Annotated in this window: 27 protein-coding genes; 12 read left to right on the top strand and 15 right to left on the bottom strand. The window is 37.7% G+C overall.

The annotated features are described in order from the left end of the window. Window positions 1-1,221, top strand: a complete 1,221-nt coding sequence (locus PHP90_RS02030; protein WP_299924469.1) for a molybdopterin-dependent oxidoreductase — start codon at window positions 1-3, stop codon at window positions 1,219-1,221. Window positions 1,222-1,230: 9 nt separating this feature from the next. Further along, entirely contained in the window at window positions 1,231-1,557 is a 327-nt protein-coding gene (locus PHP90_RS02025) for a sulfite:cytochrome C oxidoreductase subunit B (RefSeq protein WP_299924466.1), read from the top strand. A gap of 16 nt (window positions 1,558-1,573) precedes the next feature. Here the strand turns inward: PHP90_RS02025 and PHP90_RS02020 are convergent, their stop codons facing one another. Then, complete coding sequence (locus PHP90_RS02020; RefSeq protein ID WP_299924462.1) at window positions 1,574-2,188, bottom strand: DNA-processing protein DprA; 615 nt, start codon at window positions 2,186-2,188, stop codon at window positions 1,574-1,576. A 195-nt stretch (window positions 2,189-2,383) separates the two neighbouring features. Between PHP90_RS02020 and PHP90_RS02015 the strand changes: the two genes are divergently transcribed. From PHP90_RS02015 to PHP90_RS01995, 6 genes are all read left to right on the top strand, one after another. Next, window positions 2,384-3,031: a TnsA endonuclease N-terminal domain-containing protein gene (locus tag PHP90_RS02015; protein ID WP_299924459.1), complete on the top strand. Its 648-nt coding sequence runs from the start codon at window positions 2,384-2,386 to the stop codon at window positions 3,029-3,031. Further along, window positions 3,019-4,887: a Mu transposase C-terminal domain-containing protein gene (locus PHP90_RS02010; protein WP_299924455.1), complete on the top strand. Its 1,869-nt coding sequence runs from the start codon at window positions 3,019-3,021 to the stop codon at window positions 4,885-4,887. Before PHP90_RS02015 ends, PHP90_RS02010 begins: the two co-directional genes overlap by 13 nt. Beyond that, window positions 4,884-5,819, top strand: coding sequence for a TniB family NTP-binding protein (locus PHP90_RS02005; protein ID WP_299924453.1), 936 nt, complete (start codon window positions 4,884-4,886; stop codon window positions 5,817-5,819). Before PHP90_RS02010 ends, PHP90_RS02005 begins: the two co-directional genes overlap by 4 nt. Beyond that, on the top strand, window positions 5,816-6,955 hold the full coding sequence (locus PHP90_RS02000) for a TniQ family protein (protein ID WP_299924451.1): 1,140 nt from the start codon (window positions 5,816-5,818) through the stop codon (window positions 6,953-6,955). The genes PHP90_RS02005 and PHP90_RS02000 overlap by 4 nt, the downstream gene beginning before the upstream one ends. 217 nt (window positions 6,956-7,172) lie before the next feature. Further along, a complete protein-coding gene (locus PHP90_RS13985) occupies window positions 7,173-7,433 on the top strand; it encodes a DUF6471 domain-containing protein (RefSeq protein ID WP_366141095.1) in 261 nt (86 codons plus the stop codon). After that, a complete protein-coding gene (locus PHP90_RS01995; protein WP_299924449.1) occupies window positions 7,420-8,487 on the top strand; it encodes a DNA cytosine methyltransferase in 1,068 nt (355 codons plus the stop codon). Before PHP90_RS13985 ends, PHP90_RS01995 begins: the two co-directional genes overlap by 14 nt. Here PHP90_RS01995 and PHP90_RS01990 read toward each other — a convergent pair. After that, window positions 8,449-10,083 carry an ATP-binding protein gene (locus tag PHP90_RS01990; RefSeq protein ID WP_299924446.1) on the bottom strand — a complete coding sequence of 545 codons (1,635 nt, stop codon included), beginning with the start codon at window positions 10,081-10,083 and terminating at the stop codon, window positions 8,449-8,451. The two genes, PHP90_RS01995 and PHP90_RS01990, sit on opposite strands and share 39 nt — an antisense overlap. Before the next feature lie 421 nt (window positions 10,084-10,504). On the opposite strand from PHP90_RS01990, the gene PHP90_RS01985 reads away from it, so the two are divergent. Then, window positions 10,505-12,505 (top strand): hypothetical protein, encoded by a 2,001-nt coding sequence (locus PHP90_RS01985; RefSeq protein ID WP_299924443.1) that lies wholly within the window; start codon window positions 10,505-10,507, stop codon window positions 12,503-12,505. Between the two features lie 71 nt (window positions 12,506-12,576). Here PHP90_RS01985 and PHP90_RS01980 read toward each other — a convergent pair whose 3' ends face one another. Both PHP90_RS01980 and PHP90_RS01975 read right to left on the bottom strand, forming a co-directional pair. Then, window positions 12,577-13,350: a DNA-processing protein DprA gene (locus PHP90_RS01980; protein ID WP_299924440.1), complete on the bottom strand. Its 774-nt coding sequence runs from the start codon at window positions 13,348-13,350 to the stop codon at window positions 12,577-12,579. Window positions 13,351-13,584: 234 nt separating this feature from the next. Then, entirely contained in the window at window positions 13,585-13,710 is a 126-nt protein-coding gene (locus PHP90_RS01975; RefSeq protein WP_299924437.1) for a hypothetical protein, read from the bottom strand. Between the two features lie 252 nt (window positions 13,711-13,962). On the opposite strand from PHP90_RS01975, the gene PHP90_RS01970 reads away from it, so the two are divergent. Then, a complete protein-coding gene (locus PHP90_RS01970; protein WP_299924434.1) occupies window positions 13,963-14,244 on the top strand; it encodes a hypothetical protein in 282 nt (93 codons plus the stop codon). Between the two features lie 105 nt (window positions 14,245-14,349). On the opposite strand, the gene PHP90_RS01965 is transcribed toward PHP90_RS01970, so the two are convergent. The 5 genes from PHP90_RS01965 to ilvC all read right to left on the bottom strand — a co-directional run bounded on the left by PHP90_RS01965 (window position 14,350) and on the right by ilvC (window position 18,816). Further along, window positions 14,350-14,673 (bottom strand): hypothetical protein, encoded by a 324-nt coding sequence (locus PHP90_RS01965; RefSeq protein ID WP_299924431.1) that lies wholly within the window; start codon window positions 14,671-14,673, stop codon window positions 14,350-14,352. Between the two features lie 37 nt (window positions 14,674-14,710). Beyond that, window positions 14,711-16,399, bottom strand: coding sequence for a hypothetical protein (locus PHP90_RS01960; RefSeq protein ID WP_299924428.1), 1,689 nt, complete (start codon window positions 16,397-16,399; stop codon window positions 14,711-14,713). Continuing rightward, on the bottom strand, window positions 16,392-16,631 hold the full coding sequence (locus PHP90_RS01955) for a DNA-processing protein DprA (RefSeq protein WP_299924426.1): 240 nt from the start codon (window positions 16,629-16,631) through the stop codon (window positions 16,392-16,394). The genes PHP90_RS01960 and PHP90_RS01955 overlap by 8 nt, the downstream gene beginning before the upstream one ends. A 70-nt stretch (window positions 16,632-16,701) precedes the next feature. Continuing rightward, on the bottom strand, window positions 16,702-17,736 hold the full coding sequence (locus tag PHP90_RS01950; RefSeq protein WP_299924424.1) for a divergent polysaccharide deacetylase family protein: 1,035 nt from the start codon (window positions 17,734-17,736) through the stop codon (window positions 16,702-16,704). 57 nt (window positions 17,737-17,793) lie between these two features. Further along, the gene (gene ilvC / locus PHP90_RS01945; RefSeq protein WP_299924422.1) at window positions 17,794-18,816 is read right to left on the bottom strand and encodes a ketol-acid reductoisomerase; all 1,023 of its coding nucleotides are present in this window, start codon (window positions 18,814-18,816) and stop codon (window positions 17,794-17,796) included. A gap of 165 nt (window positions 18,817-18,981) precedes the next feature. Between ilvC and PHP90_RS01940 the strand changes: the two genes are divergently transcribed. Then, window positions 18,982-19,620, top strand: coding sequence for a hypothetical protein (locus PHP90_RS01940; protein ID WP_299924420.1), 639 nt, complete (start codon window positions 18,982-18,984; stop codon window positions 19,618-19,620). Window positions 19,621-19,704: 84 nt separating this feature from the next. Next, window positions 19,705-21,114, top strand: coding sequence for a chloride channel protein (locus tag PHP90_RS01935; protein ID WP_299924418.1), 1,410 nt, complete (start codon window positions 19,705-19,707; stop codon window positions 21,112-21,114). Between the two features lie 120 nt (window positions 21,115-21,234). Here the strand turns inward: PHP90_RS01935 and PHP90_RS01930 are convergent, their stop codons facing one another. The 6 genes from PHP90_RS01930 to yidD form a co-directional block, all read right to left on the bottom strand. Continuing rightward, the gene (locus PHP90_RS01930) at window positions 21,235-22,278 is read right to left on the bottom strand and encodes a DUF4424 family protein (protein ID WP_299924415.1); all 1,044 of its coding nucleotides are present in this window, start codon (window positions 22,276-22,278) and stop codon (window positions 21,235-21,237) included. Window positions 22,279-22,448: 170 nt separating this feature from the next. Further along, window positions 22,449-22,841 (bottom strand): Holliday junction resolvase RuvX, encoded by a 393-nt coding sequence (gene ruvX / locus PHP90_RS01925; RefSeq protein WP_299924412.1) that lies wholly within the window; start codon window positions 22,839-22,841, stop codon window positions 22,449-22,451. Beyond that, complete coding sequence (gene mnmE / locus PHP90_RS01920) at window positions 22,841-24,190, bottom strand: tRNA uridine-5-carboxymethylaminomethyl(34) synthesis GTPase MnmE (RefSeq protein WP_299924567.1); 1,350 nt, start codon at window positions 24,188-24,190, stop codon at window positions 22,841-22,843. Before mnmE ends, ruvX begins: the two co-directional genes overlap by 1 nt. Next, the gene (locus tag PHP90_RS01915) at window positions 24,184-25,008 is read right to left on the bottom strand and encodes a Jag N-terminal domain-containing protein (RefSeq protein ID WP_299924409.1); all 825 of its coding nucleotides are present in this window, start codon (window positions 25,006-25,008) and stop codon (window positions 24,184-24,186) included. The genes mnmE and PHP90_RS01915 overlap by 7 nt, the downstream gene beginning before the upstream one ends. Next, window positions 24,995-26,605, bottom strand: a complete 1,611-nt coding sequence (gene yidC / locus PHP90_RS01910; RefSeq protein ID WP_299924406.1) for a membrane protein insertase YidC — start codon at window positions 26,603-26,605, stop codon at window positions 24,995-24,997. The genes PHP90_RS01915 and yidC overlap by 14 nt, the downstream gene beginning before the upstream one ends. Next, a complete protein-coding gene (gene yidD / locus PHP90_RS01905; protein WP_299924403.1) occupies window positions 26,599-26,931 on the bottom strand; it encodes a membrane protein insertion efficiency factor YidD in 333 nt (110 codons plus the stop codon). Before yidD ends, yidC begins: the two co-directional genes overlap by 7 nt. Window positions 26,932-26,995 lie beyond the last annotated feature (64 nt).

The raw sequence follows: 26,995 nt of genomic DNA, 5'->3' as shown, positions 1-26,995 counted from the left end.
ATGGATAAAATTAACCGCAGACACTTTTTAGGCGCCGGCCTTATCTTGGGAGCATCGACCCTTTTGGGAAATGAAGCTCCGAAAAAAATCATTACAGAGGCAAAAGAGTTTGTCCCTCCTGTAATTGCTTTTCCTGAAAAAAAACCGCTTAAAGTCATTTCAGACCGTCCGCCGCTTCTCGAATCGCCGCGTGACATCTTTACCCAAGTGATCACTCCGAATGATCAGTTTTTCGTCCGTTGGCATATGCCTGATATCCCGACCTACATTGATTTGAATGAGTTTCGTCTGCAAGTTCAAGGGGCGGTTGAAACCCCTCTTTCACTCAGTGTAGATGATTTGAAATCCAAATTTGAACCGGTAGAGATCACCTCGGTTCTCCAATGCGGCGGAAACAGCCGAAAATATTACGCCAAAACGGGACAAGCAACCCACGGTGTCCAATGGGGGCACGGAGCTATGGGTTGTGCCGTATGGAAAGGTGCACGTCTAAAAGACATCCTTAATATGGCCGGAGTTAAAGCAACCGCAAAGTTTGTGGGTGTTAACGGTTTGGAAAAACCGGCTGTTGACGAAACGCCGCACTTTTTCCGCGAAATGGAGATTGATGAAGCGCTCAGCGGCGAACTGATCGTTGCATATGAAATGAACGGAGAAGATCTTCCGTATTTGAACGGTTTTCCTCTCCGTCTTGTCATTCCGGGACACTTTTCGGACAGCTGGGTCAAAATGCTCTCAGAAATCACCGTTATGGACGAATATCGTAAAACATTCTTTATGGACGTTGCGTATACAGTTCCGGACAACGATTGCGAATGTGTAGTCTCCGGAAGTGACTTCGAGTACAAACGTAAACCGATCGCCGCTATGAAAGTTAAATCGGTCATCGGCTATCCTACTCCGAATACTGTTATCAAAAAAGGCTCACGTGTAAAAGTAACAGGAGTTGCTTTCGACCAAGGCAAAGGGATTAAAGAGGTTATGATCTCGATCGACGGCGGGAAAAGCTGGAGTGCTACAGAACTCCAAAAGGATTACGGCAAATACGCTTACCGTCAATGGACATACCAATGGGAACCAAAAGCCAAGGGTGAATATATCATCATGGTTCGCGCCATCAACCGTATCGGAAATATCCAGCCTCAAGCCGATGAGATCGGCTGGAATGCAGGCGGATACCAATACAATGCCGTCGATTATGTCAATGTGAAAATAGTGTAAGGATAAATCATGAAAATCAAATTACTAATTACCGCACTATTATTCAGTTCAACGGCTCTTTTTGCCCAAGTGGCAAAACCGATCGAAATGCCGTATGTCGATTATCCGATCGAAGCGGGAGATCATGATGAAGTAGTACAACAGTACTGTCTGATCTGCCACTCATTTGGATATATCCTTAATCAAGGGAAAAAAAGCCGCCCATACTGGACCGGTACGGTTGCTAAAATGGTCAATGAATTTAAAGCTCCAATCCCTAAAGAAGATCAGCAAACGATTATCAACTATCTCGTAAAACACTACGGATACGAAGTAACATCGGCAATTGGGCACTAAACGCCCATTGTCACTTCTACACGACACTCACTCTGCCATTACGCACTTCTATCAAACCGGATAGTTCCGCTTCAAAAATCTTACTCGGAAATTTTACAACCACTTCATCATAGGTCGGATTGTTTCTGCAATATGCGATGAACGGTGTATCTTCGATCGCATTTTTAGCTTTTTGGCTCATACGTGTAACAAAGAGGTCAAGGTCATCGATTGCAGTAGCTTTTCCCTCTGCCAAAAGCTGACGTGTAGCTGTACTTTCACGTAGTCGATGAGGAAGGACATAAATGGGTTTTCCCATCTCTAATGCGTACTCGACACTTCGCATACTTCCGCTGCCGATATCGGCTTCTGTCACAACCAGCACATCTCCCAGTGCAACAACAATCTCATTACGTACGACAAAGCTCCACTCACGAGCCATAAAACCGGGTTCAAACTGGGTCATGGTAAGCCCCTGTTTCTCAATTGCTCCGATAAGCTCTCTATTTGCATGCGGATAACGGACATCAATACCGCTAGGCAGAACAGCAATGGTATTTTCTGTCCCTGCACCCTGATGGGCTATTGCGTCAACTCCGGCAGCAGCACCGCTGATAATAACCATCCCGGAATATGCCAGTTTTTTTGTCATACTCACTAATTAATGAGAATAAATATACATGATTATACTCGTAAAACTACTTAAAAGTGCCTATTTAATGAGAAAATAGAGGAAATATATAATGACAATAAATACAAGTAAAAATGATAATAAATTACATTTTCTACTAATTAATGATAATTTATTACTATTGCAAATTTTTTATAAAAGTTGTAATATTTTCTCATGGCAGTCAGAAAAATTAAAAAGAGCTATCGCTCTGTTACCGGATACTTTATGAGTCGCAAGAACAAGAAACAACTTGCATTTGAATCAACACTTGAACATGATTTTTTTCTAACTCTTGAATTCGATTCATCCGTGGTTTTATTCGAAGAGCAACCTTTTAAACTTCGGTATGAATGTGATGGTTCCAACCGTTTTTATACTCCAGATGCCCTCGTTCATTATCACAACACTTCGACAGTTTATGAAGTTAAATACAAAAATGAACTTGATAGTGATGAAGAATTACGACAAAAGCTTTCTTGTATTACCCATCAAATTGAGAGTGAAGGCAAATACAATTTCATGATTTTCACCGATACAACATTTGATCCAATATATTTACAAAATCTAAAGTTCCTATACAAATTCGCATTTTTGAAAAATACAGAAAAATTTGACGAACGCTTTAAAAGCGTCTATGAAAATCTTTCTGACCCTATATCCCTTATCGATTTTTTATATGCGATAAATACCGATAGCTCAAGTCATGGAAAAATTATCCCCTATCTATGGCATTTCATTGCATTAAATCCAAATATAATCGACTTGACCCAAAAACTTTCAATGAACTCCCCCCTTATAAAGGATTCTTTATGGCAAAAGTAGACTTTAGTTATGGTGCAACCGTCTATTGGGACGATGAGGAGTATAGGGTAATTGGAGCCGATGGGCTCACTAAAGTCAATATCAAACATGCAAAGTATGGCAATGTTGCATCCGTTTCCATTACTGAACTCTCTACGAAACCTCAAAATGACTCACCCGTTATCGATTTAAATGATCACACTGAGCTTGAATGGGACACAGCCAAACAAAGGTTGGAGATTATCAAACCGCTGATAGGGACTAAACGTAGTGCCACAGATATTCAAAAAATTGCATCTACCCACAAAGTCGGACAATCTACCGTTTATCGATGGTTATCAGCTTTTGAGTCTAACCCGACGTTAAGTGCGCTGATACCGCAAACTAAAAAGCGAGGTCCCAAGAAAAAACGTCTTCCCAAGGATACAAATAAGATCATTAACGAGCTTCTTGAGAGTTACTATCTCAAAAAACAAAAACATTCTTTCAAACGCACCTATATGAAAATTAAGCAGGCTTGTATTCATGAAAATACCCCTGTGCCTAGTGAAAATACCGTTCGCAATCGGATCAAAGAGATCGATCCAATGTATTTACTCAAACGTCGAGAAAATTACAAAACCGCTTTATCTCAATATGGTGACTTTTCAGGCGAATTCAAAAATGGTAACTATCCTCTTGATGTCTATCAGATAGATCATACACCACTTGATATCATCCTTGTGGATGATCTTCGCCGACTTCCGATCGGCAGACCCTATCTCACACTGGCTATCGATGTCTATAGCCGAATGGTTGCAGGCTTTTTCCTCTCTTTCCAAGGACCTGGCTTTTTCAACGTTGGACAATGCCTCTATCAATGTTTTCTTCCAAAAGAACGTTATCTCAAAAAACTTCATATCGACGGCGAGTGGCCCATCTATGGTACACCACGTGTTTTGCATAGCGATAATGGTGCAGAGCTAGTTGGGAGCGAAGTTCAACGTGTCTGTGAAGAATACGGTATCTCTATCGAAAAACGCCCCGTTGCACGACCTCAATTCGGGGGGAATATAGAACGAATTTTCTTAACAATTAACAAAGAAATACATAATCTTCCGGGAGCAACATTCTCCAATGTCAAAGAACGTGGAAGCTATGATTCAGAAAAACAAGCTTCTCTGACTATCAAAGAACTCGAAAAATGGTTGACACAGTACATTGTCAATATTTATCATAAAACCTATCACCATGGAATTGAAACCACCCCTTTACAACGATACCAATTCGGTATCGAAGAAGATGAAAACAATCCACAAGTCGGTATTCTCCCCGCTATGATCGAAGATGATGAACATATTCGCATATCGCTTCTTCCTACTTTTTATCGTACCGTACAGCGCAATGGAATCACTTTAGAGGATATTACTTATTACGACGATACGTTGCGTCGTTTTGTGAATCGAAAAGATGCCAATGATCAAAAACTCAAACTAAAAATTAAACGTGATCCCATGGATATCAGTCGCATACATGTTTATGACCCCAATCTAAATATCTATCTCGATGTACCTTACCGTCGCATGAGTGCACCGGCGATGAATATCTGGGAGCTACAAGCCATCAAACGACTTTTAGCAGATCAGCGCAAAACAAACTATGATGAAAACGATATTTTTAGAGCCTACCATAACCTCGAAGAGATCGAAAAAAGTGCCAAACGAGCGACTAATAGTTTACGAAAACAGACACCACCATCATCAGTCAAAAAGCCTTCTGCTATTTCAGAAGATGTACTTACGAAAGATTCCAATGAAAAACCGGTTCGAAAAAGAAGCTTTGGAAAAATCGAGATTTTTGATGTCGTTGAATATAAAGCTGAGGGAAAAGATTCATGAATAATCTATTGGCCAAAGAGTATCAGTATCTCCTTGAAAGCTCCGATGAAGAGCGTATGGCATTTATTTTTCAATACCGGTGGATTAATTACCCAAGAGCAAAACTAATGCTTGACAAGCTCGAAGAACTTTTCAAATACGGAAAAAACTTTCCTCGCATCACCAGTCTTCTTATTGTGGGTGAAGGAAACAATGGAAAAAGTTCGATCATTAGTCGATTTGCAGAACTTCATCCACCCTATGACTACAATATTGAACGCCCGGCAAATCTACCGAATGATTATTTCGACACCCATACCGGTGCCGGAATTCCGGTCGTCCATGTTGATGCACCGAATGAACCTAGCGAATCACGACTCTATAGCCAAATACTCTCTAATCTTTCTGTCCCCTATAAAGAGACCGAAACCGTTGTACGAAAACAATACCTCGTACAATACTATTTGAAACTTCTCGAAGTTGAGATGCTGGTGATCGATGAAATACATAATATCCTGAGTGGTTCTATTGCCAGACAAAAGCAGGTTTTAAATGCCATCAAAAGTCTCTCCAATGCGCTACAGATCCCGATCGTACTTGCCGGCACTAAAGCTGCTCTCAGTGCAATAAATACCGATCCTCAGATCGAGAGCCGTTTTATGCCAATGTATCTTCCTAAATGGCAATTCGATGATGAATTCGGAAGTCTTTTAGCAACTTATGCGAGTCGCCTTCCGCTCAAACATGAGTCAAAACTAACCGATGAAGCCGTGGCCGATGAGATTTTGGAACTCAGTGACGGCTATATAGGCAATATGTTCGATCTGTTACGCCAAGCTGCCAAGATCGCCATTGAAACAAAATCCGAACGTATCACCCTGACCGAGATACGCGCCTGCAACTACGTCTCTCCACATCAACGTTCGAAAAACGCGATGCTCGAACAGTTATGATCAAAAAAGTCAAAAATCCGGCGGTTACTGCTTCGCGATTTTTGCTTATTCCCAAACCACTCCCGGACGAAATCCTCAGCTCATGGCTTGCACGAACGGCATACGCTCATTTAACTCATCCCAAAACATTTATGAATATGCACTTCTCTACCGGAAAATTCAACTGGAGACCTAACTTTGATGCCTCGGTATCGGATGCTATCCTACATATCATCGAACAAAAAAGTGCTCTTAGCTTTGAAACCATATATCAGATGAGTCTCAAATCCTATGAGAGTTATCTTCAAGAATCAATTATACCTGATGGCCTAAATACCTTTATCGTTCCTCAGCGTTTCTGTCCAGTATGTCTACGAGAGGATCACTTTCCATATTATCGCAAAAGTTGGAAAGTTCTATTCTCGACGGTTTGCTTCAAACATCACTGCTATCTTTATGATCGCTGTCCTTCATGCAATACATTGCTCAAAATTACCCATATGTATCGCAATACTTTGCCGTATGTATTTTGTCACAAATGCGGATTCGATCTGCGAAAGGCACGAAAGTTGACAGTACCGAAAACATTTGATTTAGCGTTCAAACGAATGCACAGAATACAGTCAATTCGCAAAAGAGGCTACATAGTTTTCAATAAAATACCAATCTACTCATTTTTATTTTTTGAGGTCTTTGTACAACTTGCCAAATTGATACTTGTCTACAAAAAGAATGAGTCTATCGATCATCAAGCAAAGATCAAGAATATCGCCAAAAGAACCCGTTTTACCAAAACCCAACCTGTCATTCGTGAACTTAGTATCCCACAGCAAGTTATTATCTTGTCAGCGATTATAGAGTTGTTTAACCACTATCCAAGGAATTTTGATCGCTTTGTAAAAGCGAATGCTCTCACTCATTGGCTACTTACGAAAGAGTTGAAAAAAAGAGCGTTTTGGTATGAAAAACTTTTGGATAAAGTGGCAGCACAAACGTGTTTTACATCTGACTTATTAACATTACAAGAGATCCAAAATGCAGCTAAATGGCTAACAATCCAAGGGATTATCGTCAATAAAATAATTTTGAAAAAATTATTTCAATGTGACTTTTATCATAATAAGCTTGGTAGCAATATATTCCAAACACCTTTGTAAGTATTTTTATAAACTCACCAACAAGCTATATTTTCTTATATAGTAAATTAATCTCAATCAATAAAATCTTTTTTTATCATAACTACGTTGATGTTTCTCACTGAAAATATATGTACATTTTATACTCATTAATTAGTATTATTATACTTTTTTAAGAGTATAATAATACTAATATAGATACAATAGATAAACTAAATATTAAGGTCGATATTTTGTAATGAAAGTTAAGCTAAATGACTACGCTAGCAATAAACTGAGGGCTGTGATGAGAGAAAGAAGAGTAACCACAAAAAAGATTTGTGAACTTCTAAAGAAAACATTTAATATCTCACTAAATGAACAATCTTTTAACAACAAAATATCTAGAGCAAATTTTAGTGCAAATTTTTTCTTTCAATGCATGTATGTCCTTGATGTAATGCATATCAATTTTGATACAAATAATATAGAAATAGGAGTTAATAATGAAAAGAATTAAAGCTATAGATTTTTTTTGTGGTGCAGGTGGTTTAACTCATGGATTAAGGTTATCTGGAATTGATGTATTCGCCGGTGTTGATATAGAAAGTTCATGCAAAGAAACATATGAGCATAATAACAAAGCAAAATTTATTAATAAAAGTATTGTTGAAATAACTGCAAAAGAAATCAAAGAACTCTTTTTATGTAATATTTCAAAAAACGATTTTACAATGATTGCAGGATGTGCACCTTGTCAGCCATACAGTATGATAAATACTAGAAAAAAACAAGACGATGATAGAAAAACACTTCTTGATGAATTTAGAAGAATCATTAAAGGAGTTAGGCCTCACTTTGTATTAATGGAAAATGTTAGTAGATTGAATGAAGAGAACCCTTTTTTTGCAAAATTTATTGAAATGCTTGAGCTTAATGGCTATAAACTTGAATACAAAGTCTTAAATGCCAAAAATTTTTCTGTAGCACAGAATCGAAAAAGATTATTTCTTATTGCTACAAGATTAAAAAAGATAAACCTTTCCTTTGAAAATCTTCATTACAAAACACCTATTACACTAAAAGATGTAATTTACCATCTTGAGTCTATCAATCACGACCAGCCCTCAGAAACTGATCCTTTACATAAATCTAAAACACTTAATGAAATTAATTTAAAAAGAATAAAAGCAACACCTAAAAATGGTGGTTTACGTTCTGTTTGGAGTAATGAGTTGAAAGTACCATGTCACGCAAGAAAAGAAGTATTTTTAGATAATTATGGCAGATTAGCATGGAACAGTCTAAGCTCAACAATTACAACAAAATTCAATCAATACTACAGTGGAAGATTTGGTCATCCTGAAGAAGATAGAGCTTTATCTCTTAGGGAAGGAGCTCTCATTCAATCATTTCCAGCAAATTATAATTTTTTTGGCAGTGAAACAGAAATAGCAAAACAAATTGGCAATGCTGTACCAGTTAATTTGTCAAAAGCCGTTGGTGAAACCATTGTTTATGCTCTTACTTCACAATTATGGAATAGGAATAGGAATAAAAAACAAAATATCTAATTCAATAAAAAGATCCACCATTACCAAAAATCTTTTTGAATTTTCAATTGAAATATTTGTATTAATACATTCTCTATCATTTGTATGCATCATAGAATTTCGTAAGTTCACAATCGCATTACCAAGTTCTCTCATCGATTTTTTTATGTCATCTTTTACAGTGTGTGTTGTTCTTAGTGATAAAGCTGAATATTCTACATTTTGGTTGTTTTGTCCATATAAAAAGTTCATAATATCAACACCATCATTACCAGTGTATGTGTATTTATTTCGTAAATATGCAATCAAGTAATCGTATGAAGTGATCACATTGTCTTTAGATTCATCCTTGCTAATTTGTTCTGACTGTAGATTATATGACATAATTGAGTTTGCAACTTTTTCAAAGTTTTCTATGTCTTCCACATCAATAATATTTTCTGTTACACTATTTTTTATTTTTATTTGGAAAAGTTTAAATAGTTCTTTTCTTAAACTTAAGTCTTTAATAGATTCAATAGTTTTTGTAATTACTTTATATTTATCGTCACCTTTAAACTCTTCAATTGCATTTTCTTTTCTTGCACGTTCATCTTCATCATATAATCTTGCATACGCTTTCATTAAACTTTCAATAACTTCAAATAATTTTAACGTTGTTTCTGTTTCTTTTAAAGCTGTTCTATCGGTACCAATATTATCTTTACTCTCATTGTCAATAAAATCAACATTAAATTCTCCATATAAATGTGCATATCCATAGTTATTGGATGGATTAATATCTAAATAAGTTGCTTCTTGACACAATTTACCTCTAGCAAATAATACAATACCTTTATTTTCTTTTATACGAACGGTCTTCTCACGTGCTATTACAACACCATTGATTTTATTTTCTTCTATATACTTAATAAGCTCTTTGTCTTTTGTAAATCTTTTTAAATCTTCAGGGATATTGTATTTAAACTTAATATCTGTATTCAAAACTATACTATTTCTATATGTTTTATCAATAGTAATATCTTCTAACTTTATTTTAAAACCATCTCGATCAAATTGATTAGCATCATACATAAGATTAATTCGCTTAGCAATTGACTCAGCTAATGATTTATTATCTGTAATCTCTTGGGTATTATTAATCAAATAAATTTTAGTTCCATTCTCTTGGTTAACTTTTTTTGCTTTATCATTTATGTTAGCAGTATAATTAAATTCACCAAACTCGTTTTCTCCAGTAGTGATTTCTAATTTACTAAATAGATTATTTTTTACAGTTTCTACAATAAAACTCTCAAACAAACCAAAACATGCTAATTTTCCAAATCCTTTTCTACCAGTTACTAGCCTACGCTTTGGTGTTAGATTGAGTTGTCTCCTTCTGTTAAGTCCAACATCTAAAAAAACACTATGTAGTTCGGCGTGTGTCATACCGGTGCCATCGTCAGAAATCATTATTAACCTTTTGGTTCTGTCAATCTTGATTTCAACAATAGAAGCATCAGCATCATATGAATTTGTAATATACTCTATTAAAACTCCATATATGTTTTTGTATAAATTTTCACCTAATTGAATTACTGCATTATCACCAACATTAAACTTAACATTTGCCACAATAAACACTCCTAATCTTGTTATAACTGATTATATTGCGAATTAGCTTTATGTTTTTATACTAAAATATATGATAAATAAGATTTTGATAAATTACTTCTAATATATTGCATTATTTCATATTTTATTCGAGATTAATGACTCCATTATTTACATGAACTAATCCCATCAGTTCTGTCTCAAAAACTCGATCTCCAAATTTTACTACCGCTTCTTCGTAACTTGATCATCTCGCACAATACACTATAAAGGGATGATCAAAAATTTGGAAAAGATACATTGAACTTGGAAAAACACCTAATTGAAGTCGAAATTTTTATGTGACTGATACTTACAATGATGATTCACCAACCGATTTTAAAAAATTTAAAATATTTAAATGTTGTTGTATAATTTTTGACATTTATAAAAAGAGTGATTTATGATTAGCCTTATTACCGTATCTTCGGGTATACACCCACACGCTAAAGAAAATATGAAAGAGTTTTGTTCACCTGATGAATATAAAATCTTAAATCAACTTGGTCAAGAATTTTATATTTCAACACTAAAATATATTCGAATTGGTTCAAGCACTTACAACTACGCATTCATTAAGTTTCCAGATTTAAAAAGCAAAGTATTTGGTATTGAAAATGAAATGATCTTTCTTTTAAGTGGATTTGAAAATTTTGAACCACGAACAATCGATGCAATAGAAAATATTCTAAATGAAAATTCAGGATTTAGATTAGACAAAATATGTACATTCATAGCGAGTAATGATATTGATTTTATTTCTAAAATCGATACTCTTATACAAAGTAACAACGAATCTAGTGTCATAATCCCATTTACATACCATGAACTTTTATCACAACAAAATAGCAATTTTTTTATTGAAAGAATTAAAAAATACTTTTTTGAAAGAAATTTATTTGATTTTGAATCGCCCCTCAGAAAGGATACTTATTTTTTTGCTAGAGAAAATATATGCCATGAATTAGTAGATGCCCATATAAGCAATACAAATGCTGGAATATTTGGACTAAGAAGAAGTGGTAAAACTTCTATACTATTTTCAATTAAACGCATTTTGAAAAAAAGAAATGCGTATGCAACTATTATAGACTGCCAAAAGCTGCATTTAAACCGTTGGTGGCGTGCTCTTTACTATATTATTCACACTATAAATAAAGAGCACACTATAAAAATGCAGATCGACATTGAAAAATATACTGAAGAAAATGCTGCAATGCAATTTGAAAATGATATCTCGAAATTAAACAGAAAAATCAATAAAAATAATGCAAAAATTTTATTAATTTTTGATGAAATTGAGCATCTAACTTTTGGCATATCAATTTCACAATACTGGAAAACAGGTGATGATTATATAAAATTTTGGCAAGTTTTGCGTGGTCTTTATCAAAAATTGGACAATCCTATAACTTTTCTGATAGCAGGAACTAATCCTAAATGTATTGAAACACCATTCATCAATAAAGTTGATAATCCACTTTACCATCAAATTAAATGTCGCTACATAGAAAGTTTTCAAGTCGATCAAACAAAAGTAATGGTAAAAACGCTAGCTAATTATATGGGTATAACTTTTGAAGAAGAAACTTATACGTATCTAACTCGTGAATACGGCGGTCATCCTTTTTTAATTCGACAAGCATGTTCATATATTTGGTCAGAATTACGAAAACAAAATTTTACAAAAGTTGATCGTTCAATATATGCAGATTACACCCAACGTTTCAATGAGTCAATCGGGCATAAATATTGTGAAATGATTATTGGCGTATTGGAAGAATATTACAATGATGAATATATGATGTTAACATATCTCGCGCGTAATGACATAGATGAATTTAATTATTTTGCAAAAAATGATCCAACATATACTGAACACCTTTTAGGTTATTCAATTCTAGAAAAATCTTTAATCGGTTATGATTTCAAAATGGATATTTTGAAAAAATATTTAGAAAAAAAGAATCAATACCAGAAACAAAATTTGACAGATGAAGAAAAAAGGACTGAAATTGGTAGTAGACGCAACGCTATAGAAATCAAACTTAGAAAAGTAGTGATACAACAGCTCAAAGCAAGATTTGGAGATACTGAAGCAAAGAATAAAGTATTGAAGATAACTAATCCTAAAAATAAAACACTCTTATTAAAAGAACTTTTTGATCCTGATAAAAACGATATATATTTAAGTAACTTAATTGAAATCATACGTTTAAATTGGATCGATTGTTTCCAAAATATTTTTGAAACTGATGTTGAAAAATTCAAATCACGCATGACCATATTAAACTCCATTGGAAGATCAGATGCCCATGCAAAAAATGTCAAAGATTATGATATGCAAAGTTTTCGTGGCAGCATGACGTGGCTTGAAGAACGAGTTGATTCATTTTTAGACTAATAACAGGGGGAAAAGAGTTCCAATTTCCCTAAAAAATACACGGGATGAATGGGAGTGTTAGAAACTTCGTGTCAGATTAATTCAATACTACTATTTTTAATAATGATTTTTCCACTGAGCTCCGCCTCAAAAACTCGATCCCCAAATTTCACTACCGCTTCCTCATAAGTTGGTCGTGTGGCGCAAAACAACATAAATGGGTCACTTTTATCAATCTCAGAATTTACCATACCGAATTTTCCTACAAAAGTATCGATGTCATAAATAGCCTCGGCTTTTCCATCAGCTAATAATCTATTAGTTCCTTCACTCTCACCAATCCGATGCGGTAGAACAAAAATTTTCTTACCCATCTCTAATGCGAATTCGACACTGCGCATGCTCCCGCTATCAATATCAGCCTGTGTAACGATCAATACGTCTCCCAGTGCCACAACAACCTCATTACGTACTACAAAGCTCCAGTTAGTTGCTTGAAATCCCGGATCAAACTGACTCATGGTTAGGCCACTATTCTCAATACTTTCCAATAATGATTTATTGACCGCTGGATAGCGTAAATCGATCCCACAAGGCAAAACTGCGATCGTACTATCATTTCCCGCTCCTCGATGCGCTATCGCGTCTACACCCATTGCTCCACCACTTACAATACATACCCCAACCCTTGATAATTCACTTGCTAAACGATGTGTCATCTGTTGAGCATATTGATTTGGTTTCCGACTGCCGATTATGGATACTTTTCGCCGGTCTAATAAATCAAGATTACCTTTGTAATACAATTTTTCGGGATATTTTTTCATCGCGTCAAGTTCGGAAAGATGATATTCAATCGTATTCATGATAAACCTATAACGTATTTTTTAGAGTATACCCATAATCAAAATATGAAAGAATTTTATGTCTAATTGTCAATTTTTTGTGTGGAAAATCAAAAAACTATATATCATTTTAGTATATATACTATATACCGAATCGATATATATTGTCTTAACCAAAATGATAAATTTAACTGCAATTTTAATTATATAAATAGAAATTATTAATCTCATACCTAATATCTATTAATAGAGATCTCAGCCGTAATCTTTCTCTTTATAGGCAGGAATCGCTCCATCATGAAGATGAAAAATTCTCCCCTCCTTCATACACGCATCGCCTTTATTAATCAAAAGAGATCGGTCTATTTTAAATGTTACCAATCTTTATTTACAGATAAATTTATAGCACTGTTTTAATTTCAAATACGGTATGATTTATATGCTGATTACAAAGTCATGCTGACGGTTAAAATAAAGACCTATATTATTCTTCTACTTATGTGGTGCGAATAGCACAATTTAATCTTAGTAAAAATTATCACTGTTTATTAAAATCATCTGATTTATTAAACACTTAAAAGTAATTTCCGTAACAGTCGACGATTGCTACATAACAAAATAAAAGGGGATACAATGCACTACGATGAAAAAATTAAAGAATATAACAATATGGAACGTGCCAAAGAGGCTGCATACTATATTGTTTACAAAGGACTTCCAAGAACTGATGCAGTGAGTCTAGTTAAAGAAAAGGAAATTTTGAGAAATGATCCAGAAAATTATGTCTCAGATGAAAATACTATTACTTATCTTCATAGTTATCTTAACGAACCACAAGTTCCAGAAACATCTCAAATAGATACAATCGCTAAAGATTTGCTGGAAAAATATAACTTTGACATTGAGGAGTGTTAGTAATTTCATGTCAGTCCTATAGAATTTCATATTCTATAGGAAGTACTGATAATGAGAACTCAATTTTAAACTGATGGAACTATTTGAACTTCTCCTTGATCAAGATTATATTTTTGTAATTTCAACAGTATAATTTACCCCTTTCTTTGAAAAACCTTCGATTATAAACTCCTTTTGGGAAAATTTATAGTTCTGAAACCTAGCCGAATATTCGAGGTAACAATTTTCTGATTTTAATTCACCTTTTTCAAAAACTGTTATTTTTCCATCATCATATCCATTTCGTATAAATTTTACTTCTGTCATCTCAGAGAAAATATTAGTTGAGCTTTTGTACTTTACAAGTGCTTGAAATTGGCAATTCCCAAAACTATCCATTTTCAAATTATTTTCTTCAATATAATCCAACATCGCTATATAATTTTTCATTGAAATCCTTCTTAAATGTGTAAATAAATATTATAGTCTATCTCCCATGATTATTCTTTAAAATTCTTGCAATCACAAGTTCACACCATCCCTCAATTTCTTCATCTCCCACATCTCCTTTTTTATGATCCTTATGATCAAATACTAATCTATACTGATTAAAAACATACTCTTCAAATTGCTTGTATGTTGGCTCATTCTCAATGTAATATTCAATCAAATCTTTCATTTCGTCAGAAGTATAAATTTCTGCTGATTCTTGAGCAATAAACATCCATGTTGATGGACCCCAAGCTCTATCATGCTCAATTTCAATAATATAAACATATTTATTGTTGTAATTTAAAAGACCGAATAAGAATTTTCTCGACTGATCTTGTTTTCCATATAAGATTGCCTTACTTTTTATACTTTTTCTATTTTTGTTGTATACAGCTTTTATTTCAAATGGTCCTACTAATTGTTCACCTTCGACACCGGCATACGTCAAGAGCCCTTCATAAAACTGATAAAAATCCTGAAGATTAAAAATTTCGTTTTCTACACTACTCTCTTCAAGTTCTCCATTTACAACATGAGCTTGCCCAAGGTTTTCATCACCATCATTCGAAGCATCTTTTAGTGAATTACCAATTTTCTTATCACTTTTTGTGTAAACAATTTCAGCTTCATTACCCTGATAAATCGTTTCACTAATGACTTTAATATTGTTCTTATAATATTCGTCATCACTTCGCGTGTACAACGTATAAAGCAAATAATCATTGGAGGGTGTACCTTCATAGATTTTATTATCCCGAGTTGCTTTGACCTTTTTAATCCGTTTTTTAGAATTCTTTTTAATATTCAATTTTTCCGGTTCAACTGTTTTTGGATCTTGCTTTTCACTATATTGCTTATAATGCAACTCTTCAAATCCTAAATATGAATTATCGGAGTGGATATTTAACACAACATACTTAGGTAGTCCACGTTCATCATTTCCTACACATACATACGAAGCATAAATATCAAATGAATTTTTGACTGGGAACTGTGCTCTAATTTGCTGAAACGGCTTATTATTGTTTCTTTGTGACGTGAGATACTTAAATCTCGACTGAGCATAAGTACTTCCTGCAAAGCGTGCAATAAATGGAATGTCTTTTTTATTCGCTTTCTTTTTCGCATGAAATCTTGCTAATAACGATCCAGTTTCTTTAGATTCAGTACTAAAAGATCCTTCATAGTAAAGGTCAGCAAGCACTCCTCGCATCGCTGCATTTTTAAATGCTGATGATAGAAAATAGAATCGATTAGCTATCGCATAGCAAGGAATAATCAACGTATAATCATCGTGCATTTCGACATGTGCAAACTGCCGTAAATAGTATTTTTTCACTTCGCCATAGCTAATCAACGCAACATCATTTTCGGTGAGCACTGTTGAGATTTGCACAAGTGGTTGCACATAGTTGCCATTGATATGGAACTCTCCTTTTAACAGACTCTTGTTTTCCCCTACATGCTCACCATTTGTGTAGATATGACCTATTTTATACTTGTAACGCATCATTTCAGGGGCAAGCTCATATGAATGAAACTTACCTGTTTTAATATTTTTAAAAATACCCTTGTAGTTGTAGGGTGTCTCAATCATATTGATATCAGTTACAACTATAAATTCTAAGGGCTGATTTCTATATTGATCAAAAAAGACAGGTTTGTGTTGAAGAAGATCAGCCATGACTAACTCCTCCATTATCACTAATAAATGTACATTCTCGTTTTTTGTTGGAAATGACATTTTTGGACAATTCAAACGTAATCGCGCGTGTATAGGGGTTTGGTCGACGGGTGCCCACAATCGAAATCTTGGGGCGCTGGAGAAGCCCTAAATCGCCTCTATAATAAAGTTTTTCAGGATAACGCTTCATCGAAGAGAGTTCAGAGATGGAAAATGGGATTTCAGTATGCATACAAACTCTTTATAATTTATATGATACGGTAGCAAATTTTACTTAATAAATAACATTTTTTTACAAATTGTCATATTTGTTCTATACTGACCAGCTTTACTTCTTTTAAAATATCTTTTGACTCTTTGAGTGCTTCAATCGTGTCGACACGCGGATGGCCGATTGCGATAGCGGTACCATAAAGTTTGGCTTTTTCTACCGCCTTTTTAATCTGCTTTTTGACATTTTCAACACCGTCTTGATCGTCTAAAAACACATCTCGCACTAAATAGCGCATCCCGTATTTTGCCGCTGCTTCGCGCCCTTTTGTTGTGGCAATCGTACGGCTGTCTACAAACTGCAGACCCTCTTTTTGCATAACACGTATTAATCTGTCCATAGCTTCAGGATCAGAGGTAAATTTAGAGCCTGTATGGTTGTTCATGTAATGTGCATGAGGATAAAGCTGTTTCAATATAGTGAGCCGTTTTTCAATCTCATCTTCGCTGCTATCAACGTGCAATGTATTAGGTTCCACCTCATTAAATGCCACAGCTTCCAGAGGCAAATGGACCATATACATGCGCTGCTGCTTCGCAAGCAGTGCAGAATCGGGATGGCGTGAGCTCGGCGGTAAAAATGACATGACGAGCGGCAATCCGGTCGATTGGATCGCCTTTACATCATGTGCATACGATACGTCATCCATGATTATGACCAGCTTTGCCTCCGATCCGGCAGGACGCAGAGGACGTTCCTCAGGAGGGGGAGGAGATGCTTTTTTATCATTAGGTGCATATTCATGTTGAGGCTTTACCTCTTCATGCGCACGCTCGCGTTTTAGCAAAGCTTCCAGCTCTTTTTTAAGACGGCGAATTTCATTCTCATTTGTGGTGTCTTTTGATCGGACGGAAGTAAGGTTGCTCTCATCGATAGCTGCAAGCTCGCGAAGCTGTTCAATGAGCTTTTGCGTCTGTTTGCGTTCGGAGATCAGTTCGTCTTGCACCTGATGAAACCCGATAAAATAACCTACCAAAGAAGCGGCAATCGTTAATAGAAGTACAGAAACAGAAAGTGTGAACCATTTTAAAAAAGGAGATTTGGAAGATCGAGGCCGTTTGCTCATGAAAGAAGGAACCTCTTGTTTGGAAGTTTTCAGAGCGAAATGCTCTGAAAGATGAAATTAGTTTGTCGCTTGGTTAACGATTTTGTTTTTAGAGATCCACGGCATCATAGAGCGTAGTTTCACACCCGTTTGCTCGATCAATGACGCACGAGCATTTGCACGCTCTGCATTCATGCGTGGGTATCCCGCTTGACCTTCAAGGATGAAGTCTTTTGCGAAACGGCCGTCTTGAATCTCTTTTAAGATCTCTTTCATTGCCGCTTTTGATTCTGCATTGATAACACGTTTACCACTTACGTAGTCACCGTATTCCGCAGTGTTAGAGATAGAATAACGCATATCCGCGATACCACCCTCGAACATCAAGTCAACGATCAATTTCAATTCGTGAAGACACTCGAAGTATGCCAATTCAGGTGCGTAACCCGCTTCTGTCAATGTTTCGAATCCTGCTTGTACCAAAGATGCCGCACCGCCGCAAAGAACCGCTTGCTCTCCGAAAAGGTCAGTTTCTGTTTCGTCTTTGAACGTTGTTTCGATGATCGCTGTACGTCCGCCGCCGATAGCCGAAGCGTATGAAAGAGCAAGCTCTTTCGTTGTACCGCTTGGGTTTTGTCCTACCGCGATAAGGTCAGGAATCCCGCCGCCGCGAACGAATTCAGAACGAACTGTGTGACCCGGAGCTTTAGGAGCAATCATCGTTACGTTGATATCCGCACGTGGGTGAATACGTCCGTAATGGATGTTGAACCCGTGACCGAAAGCGATGGTTGCACCGTTTTTCAAATTCGGCTCGATTTCATTTTTGTAGATTTCAGCTTGGTTTTCATCCGGAAGAAGGATCATAACAACATCAGCGTATGCAGATGCTTCACCAACTGTCATAACTTTGAACCCTTTAGCTTCCGCTTTGCCCCATGAGCTTCCCTCTTTACGAAGACCGATAACAACTTCAACACCGCTGTCGCGAAGGTTTTCCGCATGTGCGTGACCTTGTGATCCAAAACCGATCATTGCCACTTTTTTGCTTTTGATTAATTCGATATTACAATCTTTATCGTAGTAGACGCTCAATGCCATACAGGTATCCTTAGAGTAAGCTCATAGGCTTAAAATTTGGCGAATTATACCCCACTTTTGCATAAAAAAATATTAGCGCACCCTTATACCGTCACGCTAAATCGTTCGCTAAGGATGACGCAACGATCCCATGCTACAATTCACCCAAAAAAGGGAGACATATTTATGAAAAAATTTAATCTGTTTAAAGAGATTGTCGTCGTCTCAAAGTCGGAATTTCTACACGCCGCAAACTCCTCAAAACCCTTTGCAATTGCCTATAACGGTAAAATTGTATTTGAACCGTTTGAATCCGATTTAATCTCAATCTATCAAGGTTCCGTACCGGTTCTATCTCCACTCTCTACAACACTTTCACGTCCTATCAGTTCTATGCTTGGAGATAATTATCGTGTCGTTGAAGACGATGACCGAATCTTGATCAAAGCCTCCGGAGCATGGCAGAACATCATCAGTTACAATCAAAAACGTGCCCTTTATGATGATACTACCGGAGACGGAATTGCCGAATTTTCCGATAAGAGACTCGAAGATATTGGATGGCACGCCACCGAATTTTCAATCTCCTATCGTGAAATTGTTGAACAATTCGAAGAAAAATGTGACGGTATATTACTCTGTATCGAGCAAGAGGAGCCCTATCAATTCAGCGGTCTAGGGTTTGTATCGGATCTAAAACAAGCACAAGAACTTGCATTTGAATATTGTGTTAGAACCATTAAAGATAAGATAGAAAATGATGAGGATTTTTCAACTCTCAGTGAGGATGAAAAAGAGGCGGCAGAATTTTTCAACGTGCTCTAACCGCTTCAATTTAGGAGAAAAAGGGTAGCAATATTTACAATCATTCGTTATACTAAACCATCTCCTTCCCCTTAAAGATGTATTGTGAAAAAACATATCACAGAACAAACGGTTATCTTTTTTAGTGTTTCAAAATGGCTGATTCTCTCCTCTGCTACCGGCATCATGATCGGCTATTTAATGTCGATTTTCTTAAAAACGGTTCATGCAGCGCAGGATGCCCGAGAGTTCCTCCCTTTTCATTATTACTACACCCTCCCTTTCGCACTCATGCTTACTGTTTGGATTGTTCGAACCTTTGAAAAAAATGCAACGGGACACGGCACAGAAAAAGTAATTGAAGCGATACACAAACATGACGGATACATCAACGCGAAAGTTATCCCTGTAAAATTGGTTGCAACCGTCCTCACCATCTTTTCAGGAGGCTCCGTCGGTAAAGAGGGGCCGGGAGCTCAAATCGGAGCAGGTGCCGCATCCGCTGTTGCGACACTCCTGAAGTTTTCAAAGCAAGATCGGAAAAAACTGGTTATCTGCGGAATCAGTGCCGGATTCGCTTCCGTCTTCGGTACCCCAATCGCAGGTGCCATTTTCGGGATAGAAGTACTGATTATCGGGGTCATCATGTACGATGTTCTTTTGCCCTCGTTTATTGCCGGATTCGCCGCTTTTACAACTGCCCAGTTTTTTGGGATTGAATACCCCTATTACGATATCAATTTTTACCGCTCACTCCATTTGGATTTAGGACTTATCGGTCAGGTCATCCTTGCCGGTATCTTTTTCGGTATTGTTTCAGACTCCTTTATTACTACTGTCAACTCTATCGAGTCGTGGATTCATAAAATACCTTATAACCGCTATCTCAAAGCATTTGTTGCAGGTCTTATTTTGGTTGGTATTTCTTTATTGATTTCAGATAAGTATTTAGGGCTAGGTCTCTTAACGATCAGCAGTGCACTTGATCCGACAGCTCTTTCATCTGAAAATATCCATTGGTACGATTTCATACTGAAAACAATTTTTACCTCTGTTACTTTGGGATCCGGAGGAAGCGGCGGCGTTATCACCCCGATTTTTTATGTAGGGGTTACCAGCGGGGTTACGTTCGGGCATTTTATGGGGGATCATATCGCTCTGTTTGCCGCACTCGGATTTGTCAGTGTCCTCGCCGGAACGACCAATACCCCCATTGCATCGATCATTATGGCTGTTGAACTTTTTGGAGTCCATATGGCAAACTATGCGGCGCTGAGTGTTGTCATCGCCTTTTTGATTACCGGGCACCGAAGTGTTTTCAACTCCCAAAAACTTTCTCTCAAAAAAGCGGATAATATTAACATCGGAGAGGGAAGCGATATCGAAAACACCTCAATCAGTATCAACATGAGAGATATCAATAAAGTCAAAAATCTCCGAAATACCTTTCGGAACAAACGTTTTTTATGGGAAGCAAAAGAGAAAAAATGTGACGAAGAGAAGCCGAAAGAGTAATCGACGGGCGCTATAGCCTCTCTTTCCAGTAGCTCTGATTTTTGATATTCTCCCAACTTACCGATTGGACGTCACCGTTTTCCAATGATTCAAAACTTCATTTCGGTAAATCTCATATTTTCAATGAAAAATCGGCGGTTTCGCTTCTGGCTGATATGGAGCATTTTTATCAACATTACCGAAATATATGGATAAATCTTTTTTTGGTTTAAAGTTTTTTAGTTTGACTTCGTATGTTGTCAAGCTTGTTTGTTTGATTGATTTTGGATAGCAGGTTGAGACCGTTTCATCGGGAGTTCTTGTTCGGAGAATGAGATGAAAGTCTCTAATACCGTCTTTCCAAGTGTTAGCAGTACGTAGAATATAACTTATATCAACACCTCGAAGGCAGGAATATCCCTGCCAGTTATGTTTATTTTTGGCAAGGTTATCCAATTTATCAAGTGTTTTTGAATCGATACAAAATCCTTGTCCTGTTCCTTTTCTTGAACTTATTAAATGTCCATCATATTCATCAAACATATTGTAATAACAGCCACTAGTACCAGTACTTGCAAGTGGTGTATATTCATGAGATATTTTTATTTTTTCATGCGCTTTAAAAGTTTGCTTCCATTCATAGGTTACATAGTTTTTCCAAAGCGGTTCTATTCCGAAATTGTCAATATACACGTAATCCTTAGGAAGAAAACCATTTTTTATCAAAATATCTGCTTTATTCTGTAATACGTTTTTAATATTATAATCAGCCATTACAATATCATGGTCACTAAAGCTCATATCTTTCAATTTTTGAGTGATATCAGTTTCTTTTTTATAACCCCTAACAGCTCGAACTTTGGTTTGAAAATTGATCGTTTTTTCATTCACAGTGACATTGAAATTAGGTAGATTCCCCTTGTAATAAGGATAAGGATTAGGATCACCTACTAAATAAGGTGGAATAGGAAATACTATCGTCTCTGTAATATCTTTATCGCTTTCATTAACAAATTCATAATCAACTTTGATTTTGTCGTAACTAATGTCTAAAACCTCTTTTGCCATTGCGATGTCATTCGTTTTCCCGATGATTATCCCTCCCGCACCGAGTGCTCCGAAACCATCATTAGCTAATACTAAACACGGCAATATAAACAACGATAAAACACTCAAAAGTTTCATAAAATTACCTATCAATAAAATGGTTCACATTTTATCACATTAAAGCATAATTTTTATATTTATTGCTTGAGTTATCCGCGTTCGCCCTGAGCACTTGTGCCCTTTGGGTATGTCGAGGGTGAGGTTCATGGTTCGACAAACTCACCACGAACGAAAAGAAAGTAAAAAACTTAAATGATTTTCAAATACCGCTCTAAAATAATCTTCGCCGAGAGTGAATCGATGCGTCCGTCACGTTTGTAGCGGATCTCTCCCTTCATCAGCGCTTCTGCTTCTTGGGAGCTATGGGATTCATCTTGATAGGCGATCTCTCCGGTGAATTCGACGAGGTTCATAAAATGCGCTACACGACGGCGCATCTCATCTTCAGTCGTGCTTCCCATCGGGATACCGACTACCACCGTCGTTGCCTCATATTCGTTCAACACTTTTTTGACATCGTTTGCAGCTTGATTACGGTTTTTCCGCTCGATAGCAGGAAGCGGTGTCACAATGCCTGATCCTGCACTCAGTGCCAATCCTATCCGTTTTAGTCCTAAATCAATCGCGATATAGGCAGCCATCATTTCCCCAGACAGAACTGACCGAACATCTTGTCAAACATCTCATCGAGTTCGTACGGTCGGCTAATCGAGGCGACGGAACGGATTGCCTGATTGATATGAAAGGAGAAGAATTCCAACTCTCCGTCTCGAAGCGGCTCATATGCCTCATCGATAGAGCGTACAGCTCCCTCGGTTGCGCTGATCTGACGCTGTGAAATGAGCATCATCTCCTCATCGTTGTTCTCATGATCCATCAGGGTACTTAGTGACTCGATCAGTGTTCCCATCTCCTGTTTGCAGCTCAAACGTATCGGTGTGTATTGCCCGATCGCAGCTATATCAAAGGACTCCGGTAAATCCGATTTGTTCAGTACGCATATAAACGGTTTCTCGTCATGGTAGCGTTCGATCAAATCGATGATCGCCCGATCTTCTTCATCAATATCACGCGAAGAGTCAAACAAAGCAATCACCACGTCGGCATTTTCAATCGCGGCAATAGAGCGTTCGATTCCGATCCGCTCTATCTCATCGTGAGCGTTGCGTATTCCCGCTGTATCGACCAGACGGATAAGATGGGTACCGATACGCACCTGCTCTTCAATCGTGTCCCGAGTTGTGCCTGCGATGTCACTGACAATGGCCCGTTCATAATCAAGCAGGGCATTAAGAAGTGAACTTTTGCCGACATTGGGTTTGCCGATAATAGCAACGCGAAATCCCTGCATCAATCCCGCACGACGGCGACTCGATTCGAGGGTACGGGAGAGGGTATGTTTGATATTGGCAAGTTTAACTTCGATCTGATCTACAACATCCTGCGGTAAATCTTCCTCGGCATAATCGATAACGACTTCGGAATAGGCCAAAATCTCCAGCAGTGAATCACGGATACCTTCGATATATCCGCGCAATTCCCCCTTCATCTGACGTGCTAAAATACGGGCGGCATCGTCACTTTTGGCTTCGATCAGTGCGGCGATTGCTTCGGCCTGTGTCAAATCAAGACGGCCGTTTAAAAATGCCCGTTTGCTAAATTCTCCCGGCTCAGCCAATCGAGCACCTTCAGTCAATACGGCTTTTAGCAAAGATTCCGCTACGACAAAACCGCCGTGACATTGAAATTCGACAACGGCTTCGCCGGTAAAACTGCGAGGGGATTCAAAATAAAGGACAATGGCCTCGTCGATAAGCGTCCCGTCGTTATGATGTAAAGAAGTTAAGGTCGCATATCGGGGCTGAAACTCTGTTTTACGGGTAAGTTTTAAAGCGATGCTGAGAGAGCGATCCCCGCTGAGACGGAGGATCGAGATAGAACCAATGCCATTTGCTGTGGCAATGGCGGCAATCGTATCGTTCATCAATATTCGTGATAACTGTTAATGACGATAAATTTACCGCCGTCACGGGTAGAACGGATAGCAACATAACGATCAGGATAGCGGTCTCGAAGCTGTTTCAAAGCGATTTGAACCAATACACCGTCCAAAACTTTCGTCTGTGCACGCCCTTCTTGATCGATAATATCACAGATATTGATCAAATAGCGGGAAATCGACTCTTCCTGATTTTTCAAAAATTCTGCGATTTCCAAACGAAGCTGCATACCGTATACGGCATTAATCCAGTTAAACAGCATATACGAAAGGGCTTTGTAGCGATATCCTTCTTTACCGATCATGAGTGCCGCATCCGCACCGGTGAACTCAACCAACAGAGTATTTTCATCGTATACACTCACCTCTATGGCATTGATGTCAAAACAGATATCTTTGAAGAGAATATTGATCTGTTCTTTTACTTCGTCCGCACACTCTTGAGCAGAGATTTCATAAAAATCCCCCTCAAGCTCGCCCTCTTCTTCGAAATCATCCGCTTGCTCATAAAACTCATCCCCTAGAACCAGTTCTTCCGGCTCGATCGATGATGGGGTTTCAGCAACGGCAACCTCTTCTTCAACAAAAGGTTCCTCAACTTCTATCGCAGCTGCAACAGCAGACGTCGTTACATTTGGATTGGTATGAGGAAGATTGGCAATAATAATTGCCGATTTTTTAAAGAGTCCCAATACCCCGTTGGAAGGGAATTGTACGATCTCGACTTGGAGTGCGGTTACGGAACATCCAAACTCACGCGCGGCTTGTGCGTATGCGAGTTCTAATGTTTGGGCTTCAATCTTTTTCATGATGCTTTTCCACAAGATGAGCTTCATGGCGTGCAATACGTGCCGCTTCGAATTGTTTGTTAACCATAAATTGCTGTGCGATTGAGAAAAGGTTGTTCACGAACCAGTACAACACAAGCCCTGATGGGAACGTGACAAAGAAAAAGGTAAAAATAATCGGTAAAAATTTAAAAATCTTTTCTTGTAACGGATCGGTAAAATTACTCGGAGTAATTTTTTGTTGGTAATACATTGTCGCACCCATCAAAATCGGCATGATGTAATACGGGTCCATACGAGAAAGGTCATGAATCCACATGATCCATTCCGCACCTTGCAACTCGACGGCATTTAGCAATACGCGGTAAATCGCAAAGAAGACCGGAATTTGGAGTACCAACGGCAAACATCCGCCCAATGGATTTGCTCCGTGTTTTTTATACATTTCCATGACTGCGGCGTTCATACGTGCCGGATCACCTTTGTATTTCTCCTGAACTTCTTTGATACGCGGTGCAATCTCTTTGATTTTTTGCATAGAGACCATCCCTTTGTATGTCAAAGGGTAAAGGAAGATACGGATAAGAATGGTAAGAGCAACAATCGACCATCCCCAGTTGCCGACAATACCGTGAATCCACATCAACACTTTAAAAATCGGAGCGGCAACAAATGTAAACCAGCCGTACTCGATAGAATGGGTCAAGATCGGATTGATAGCTTCAAGTGTTTTGTACTCTTTCGGTCCAATATAGCCGTTGAAGGTGAAATTGTTTCCCCCCTCCATGTACGTCACGGCATTGTCTTTGGTATCACGTTCAACTGTAACCTGAGTAGCCGGATCAAAACCGTACATGATCGTTGCGTAATACTGATCAAATCCGGACATGAAATGGACATCCGTAAAGATAGATCGTCCCTCAACACTGCCATCTTTGAAAATAGTCGTAAGGTTATCACCTGAGTAAATCATTCCGCCGACTACCGTCATCATCTGCTCTATAATTTGCGGATGTTGCCCGAGATAAACAAAATAACGCTTTTCATTCGATAAAGAAATTTTTGCATCGTAATGACCGTCAGAGTAGAACGTCAATGTTTTGGTCACCGTCAATTCCGGAAGGTTCTGGGTTAAAACAACGGTTGATTTTCCATTTTCACCTAAAGCGATACTGCTTGCATCACTTGTATACGGAACTTTTGCAGCCGCTTCGTTCAGTGCCTGATCCGCAAAACGGATCTGAATCGGCTTAGCCCCTTCCGGTGCAACCAGTTCGGATAATTTGCCGTCTTTGCCATTGTGTTTTTTGTTACTCAAAATAACGGATGAAATACGACCAAGCGTATCGATTTTAAGCGTAAATTCTTCTGCTGAAATCGTCGTAAGAGTATCGGTACTTGTTGTTTTTATCTCAGTATTCGGTACTGGTGAAACCTCAGATTGTTTTGTTACTGCAGCGCTCGGCGCTGCACCCTCTTTAGCTACATTTATTTTTGTAGCATTGGATTCGCTGGAAGGTGCTTTCGGAGGAAAGAGCGTGGTATACCCTATAAAAAAGGCAAAAGATAAAGCGACGGCAACGATGAGTCGCTGATTGGGAGTAAACTTTTCTAGCACTGTGACCCTTTAAACTTAAAATTTTTTATCAGAAAATAATTCTGTTGATATGGAACAAACCAGTATTTTATCGTATTTATGGAGAGTTCGGAGGGTTTTATCTTCGGTTTGTTGATTATCGGATAATCAATACCGCCGGAAAAAAGTTGATTGCAACGTAATATTCGTAAAAAAGTGGAATAAAATGCACGGGGAAGAGTATTTCGTTCAAATTGCCATAAGGCATATTCGGAGCAAGAAGGATAGTGGCGGCACGCTCCGCGTGTCACCAATGAGAAAGAGTGCCGATAGAGCCAAAGGAGCTTAAGAAAGAAGATTCTTATCATCACCTGTTCCGCTCATGCCACCCGTCCGTTTTAAAACATATTTGCAGTCGCGTCGCACCGTATC

The organism is Sulfuricurvum sp. (assembly GCF_028712165.1).
Taxonomy (GTDB): domain Bacteria; phylum Campylobacterota; class Campylobacteria; order Campylobacterales; family Sulfurimonadaceae; genus Sulfuricurvum.
Note: the sequence above shows the minus strand (reverse complement) of the source record. Positions and strands in the feature narration are given on the sequence as shown.

Coding starts and splice junctions, on each gene's coding strand:
- PHP90_RS02030 (WP_299924469.1), top strand. CDS start 1: ATGGATAAAATTAACCGCAGACACTTTTTAGGCGCCGGCCTTATCTTG.
- PHP90_RS02025 (WP_299924466.1), top strand. CDS start 1,231: ATGAAAATCAAATTACTAATTACCGCACTATTATTCAGTTCAACGGCT.
- PHP90_RS02020 (WP_299924462.1), bottom strand. CDS start 2,188: ATGACAAAAAAACTGGCATATTCCGGGATGGTTATTATCAGCGGTGCT.
- PHP90_RS02015 (WP_299924459.1), top strand. CDS start 2,384: ATGGCAGTCAGAAAAATTAAAAAGAGCTATCGCTCTGTTACCGGATAC.
- PHP90_RS02010 (WP_299924455.1), top strand. CDS start 3,019: ATGGCAAAAGTAGACTTTAGTTATGGTGCAACCGTCTATTGGGACGAT.
- PHP90_RS02005 (WP_299924453.1), top strand. CDS start 4,884: ATGAATAATCTATTGGCCAAAGAGTATCAGTATCTCCTTGAAAGCTCC.
- PHP90_RS02000 (WP_299924451.1), top strand. CDS start 5,816: ATGATCAAAAAAGTCAAAAATCCGGCGGTTACTGCTTCGCGATTTTTG.
- PHP90_RS13985 (WP_366141095.1), top strand. CDS start 7,173: ATGAAAGTTAAGCTAAATGACTACGCTAGCAATAAACTGAGGGCTGTG.
- PHP90_RS01995 (WP_299924449.1), top strand. CDS start 7,420: ATGAAAAGAATTAAAGCTATAGATTTTTTTTGTGGTGCAGGTGGTTTA.
- PHP90_RS01985 (WP_299924443.1), top strand. CDS start 10,505: ATGATTAGCCTTATTACCGTATCTTCGGGTATACACCCACACGCTAAA.
- PHP90_RS01980 (WP_299924440.1), bottom strand. CDS start 13,350: ATGAATACGATTGAATATCATCTTTCCGAACTTGACGCGATGAAAAAA.
- PHP90_RS01970 (WP_299924434.1), top strand. CDS start 13,963: ATGCACTACGATGAAAAAATTAAAGAATATAACAATATGGAACGTGCC.
- PHP90_RS01965 (WP_299924431.1), bottom strand. CDS start 14,673: ATGAAAAATTATATAGCGATGTTGGATTATATTGAAGAAAATAATTTG.
- PHP90_RS01960 (WP_299924428.1), bottom strand. CDS start 16,399: ATGGCTGATCTTCTTCAACACAAACCTGTCTTTTTTGATCAATATAGA.
- PHP90_RS01955 (WP_299924426.1), bottom strand. CDS start 16,631: ATGCATACTGAAATCCCATTTTCCATCTCTGAACTCTCTTCGATGAAG.
- PHP90_RS01950 (WP_299924424.1), bottom strand. CDS start 17,736: ATGAGCAAACGGCCTCGATCTTCCAAATCTCCTTTTTTAAAATGGTTC.
- ilvC (WP_299924422.1), bottom strand. CDS start 18,816: ATGGCATTGAGCGTCTACTACGATAAAGATTGTAATATCGAATTAATC.
- PHP90_RS01940 (WP_299924420.1), top strand. CDS start 18,982: ATGAAAAAATTTAATCTGTTTAAAGAGATTGTCGTCGTCTCAAAGTCG.
- PHP90_RS01930 (WP_299924415.1), bottom strand. CDS start 22,278: ATGAAACTTTTGAGTGTTTTATCGTTGTTTATATTGCCGTGTTTAGTA.
- ruvX (WP_299924412.1), bottom strand. CDS start 22,841: ATGGCTGCCTATATCGCGATTGATTTAGGACTAAAACGGATAGGATTG.
- PHP90_RS01915 (WP_299924409.1), bottom strand. CDS start 25,008: ATGAAAAAGATTGAAGCCCAAACATTAGAACTCGCATACGCACAAGCC.
- yidD (WP_299924403.1), bottom strand. CDS start 26,931: ATGATAAGAATCTTCTTTCTTAAGCTCCTTTGGCTCTATCGGCACTCT.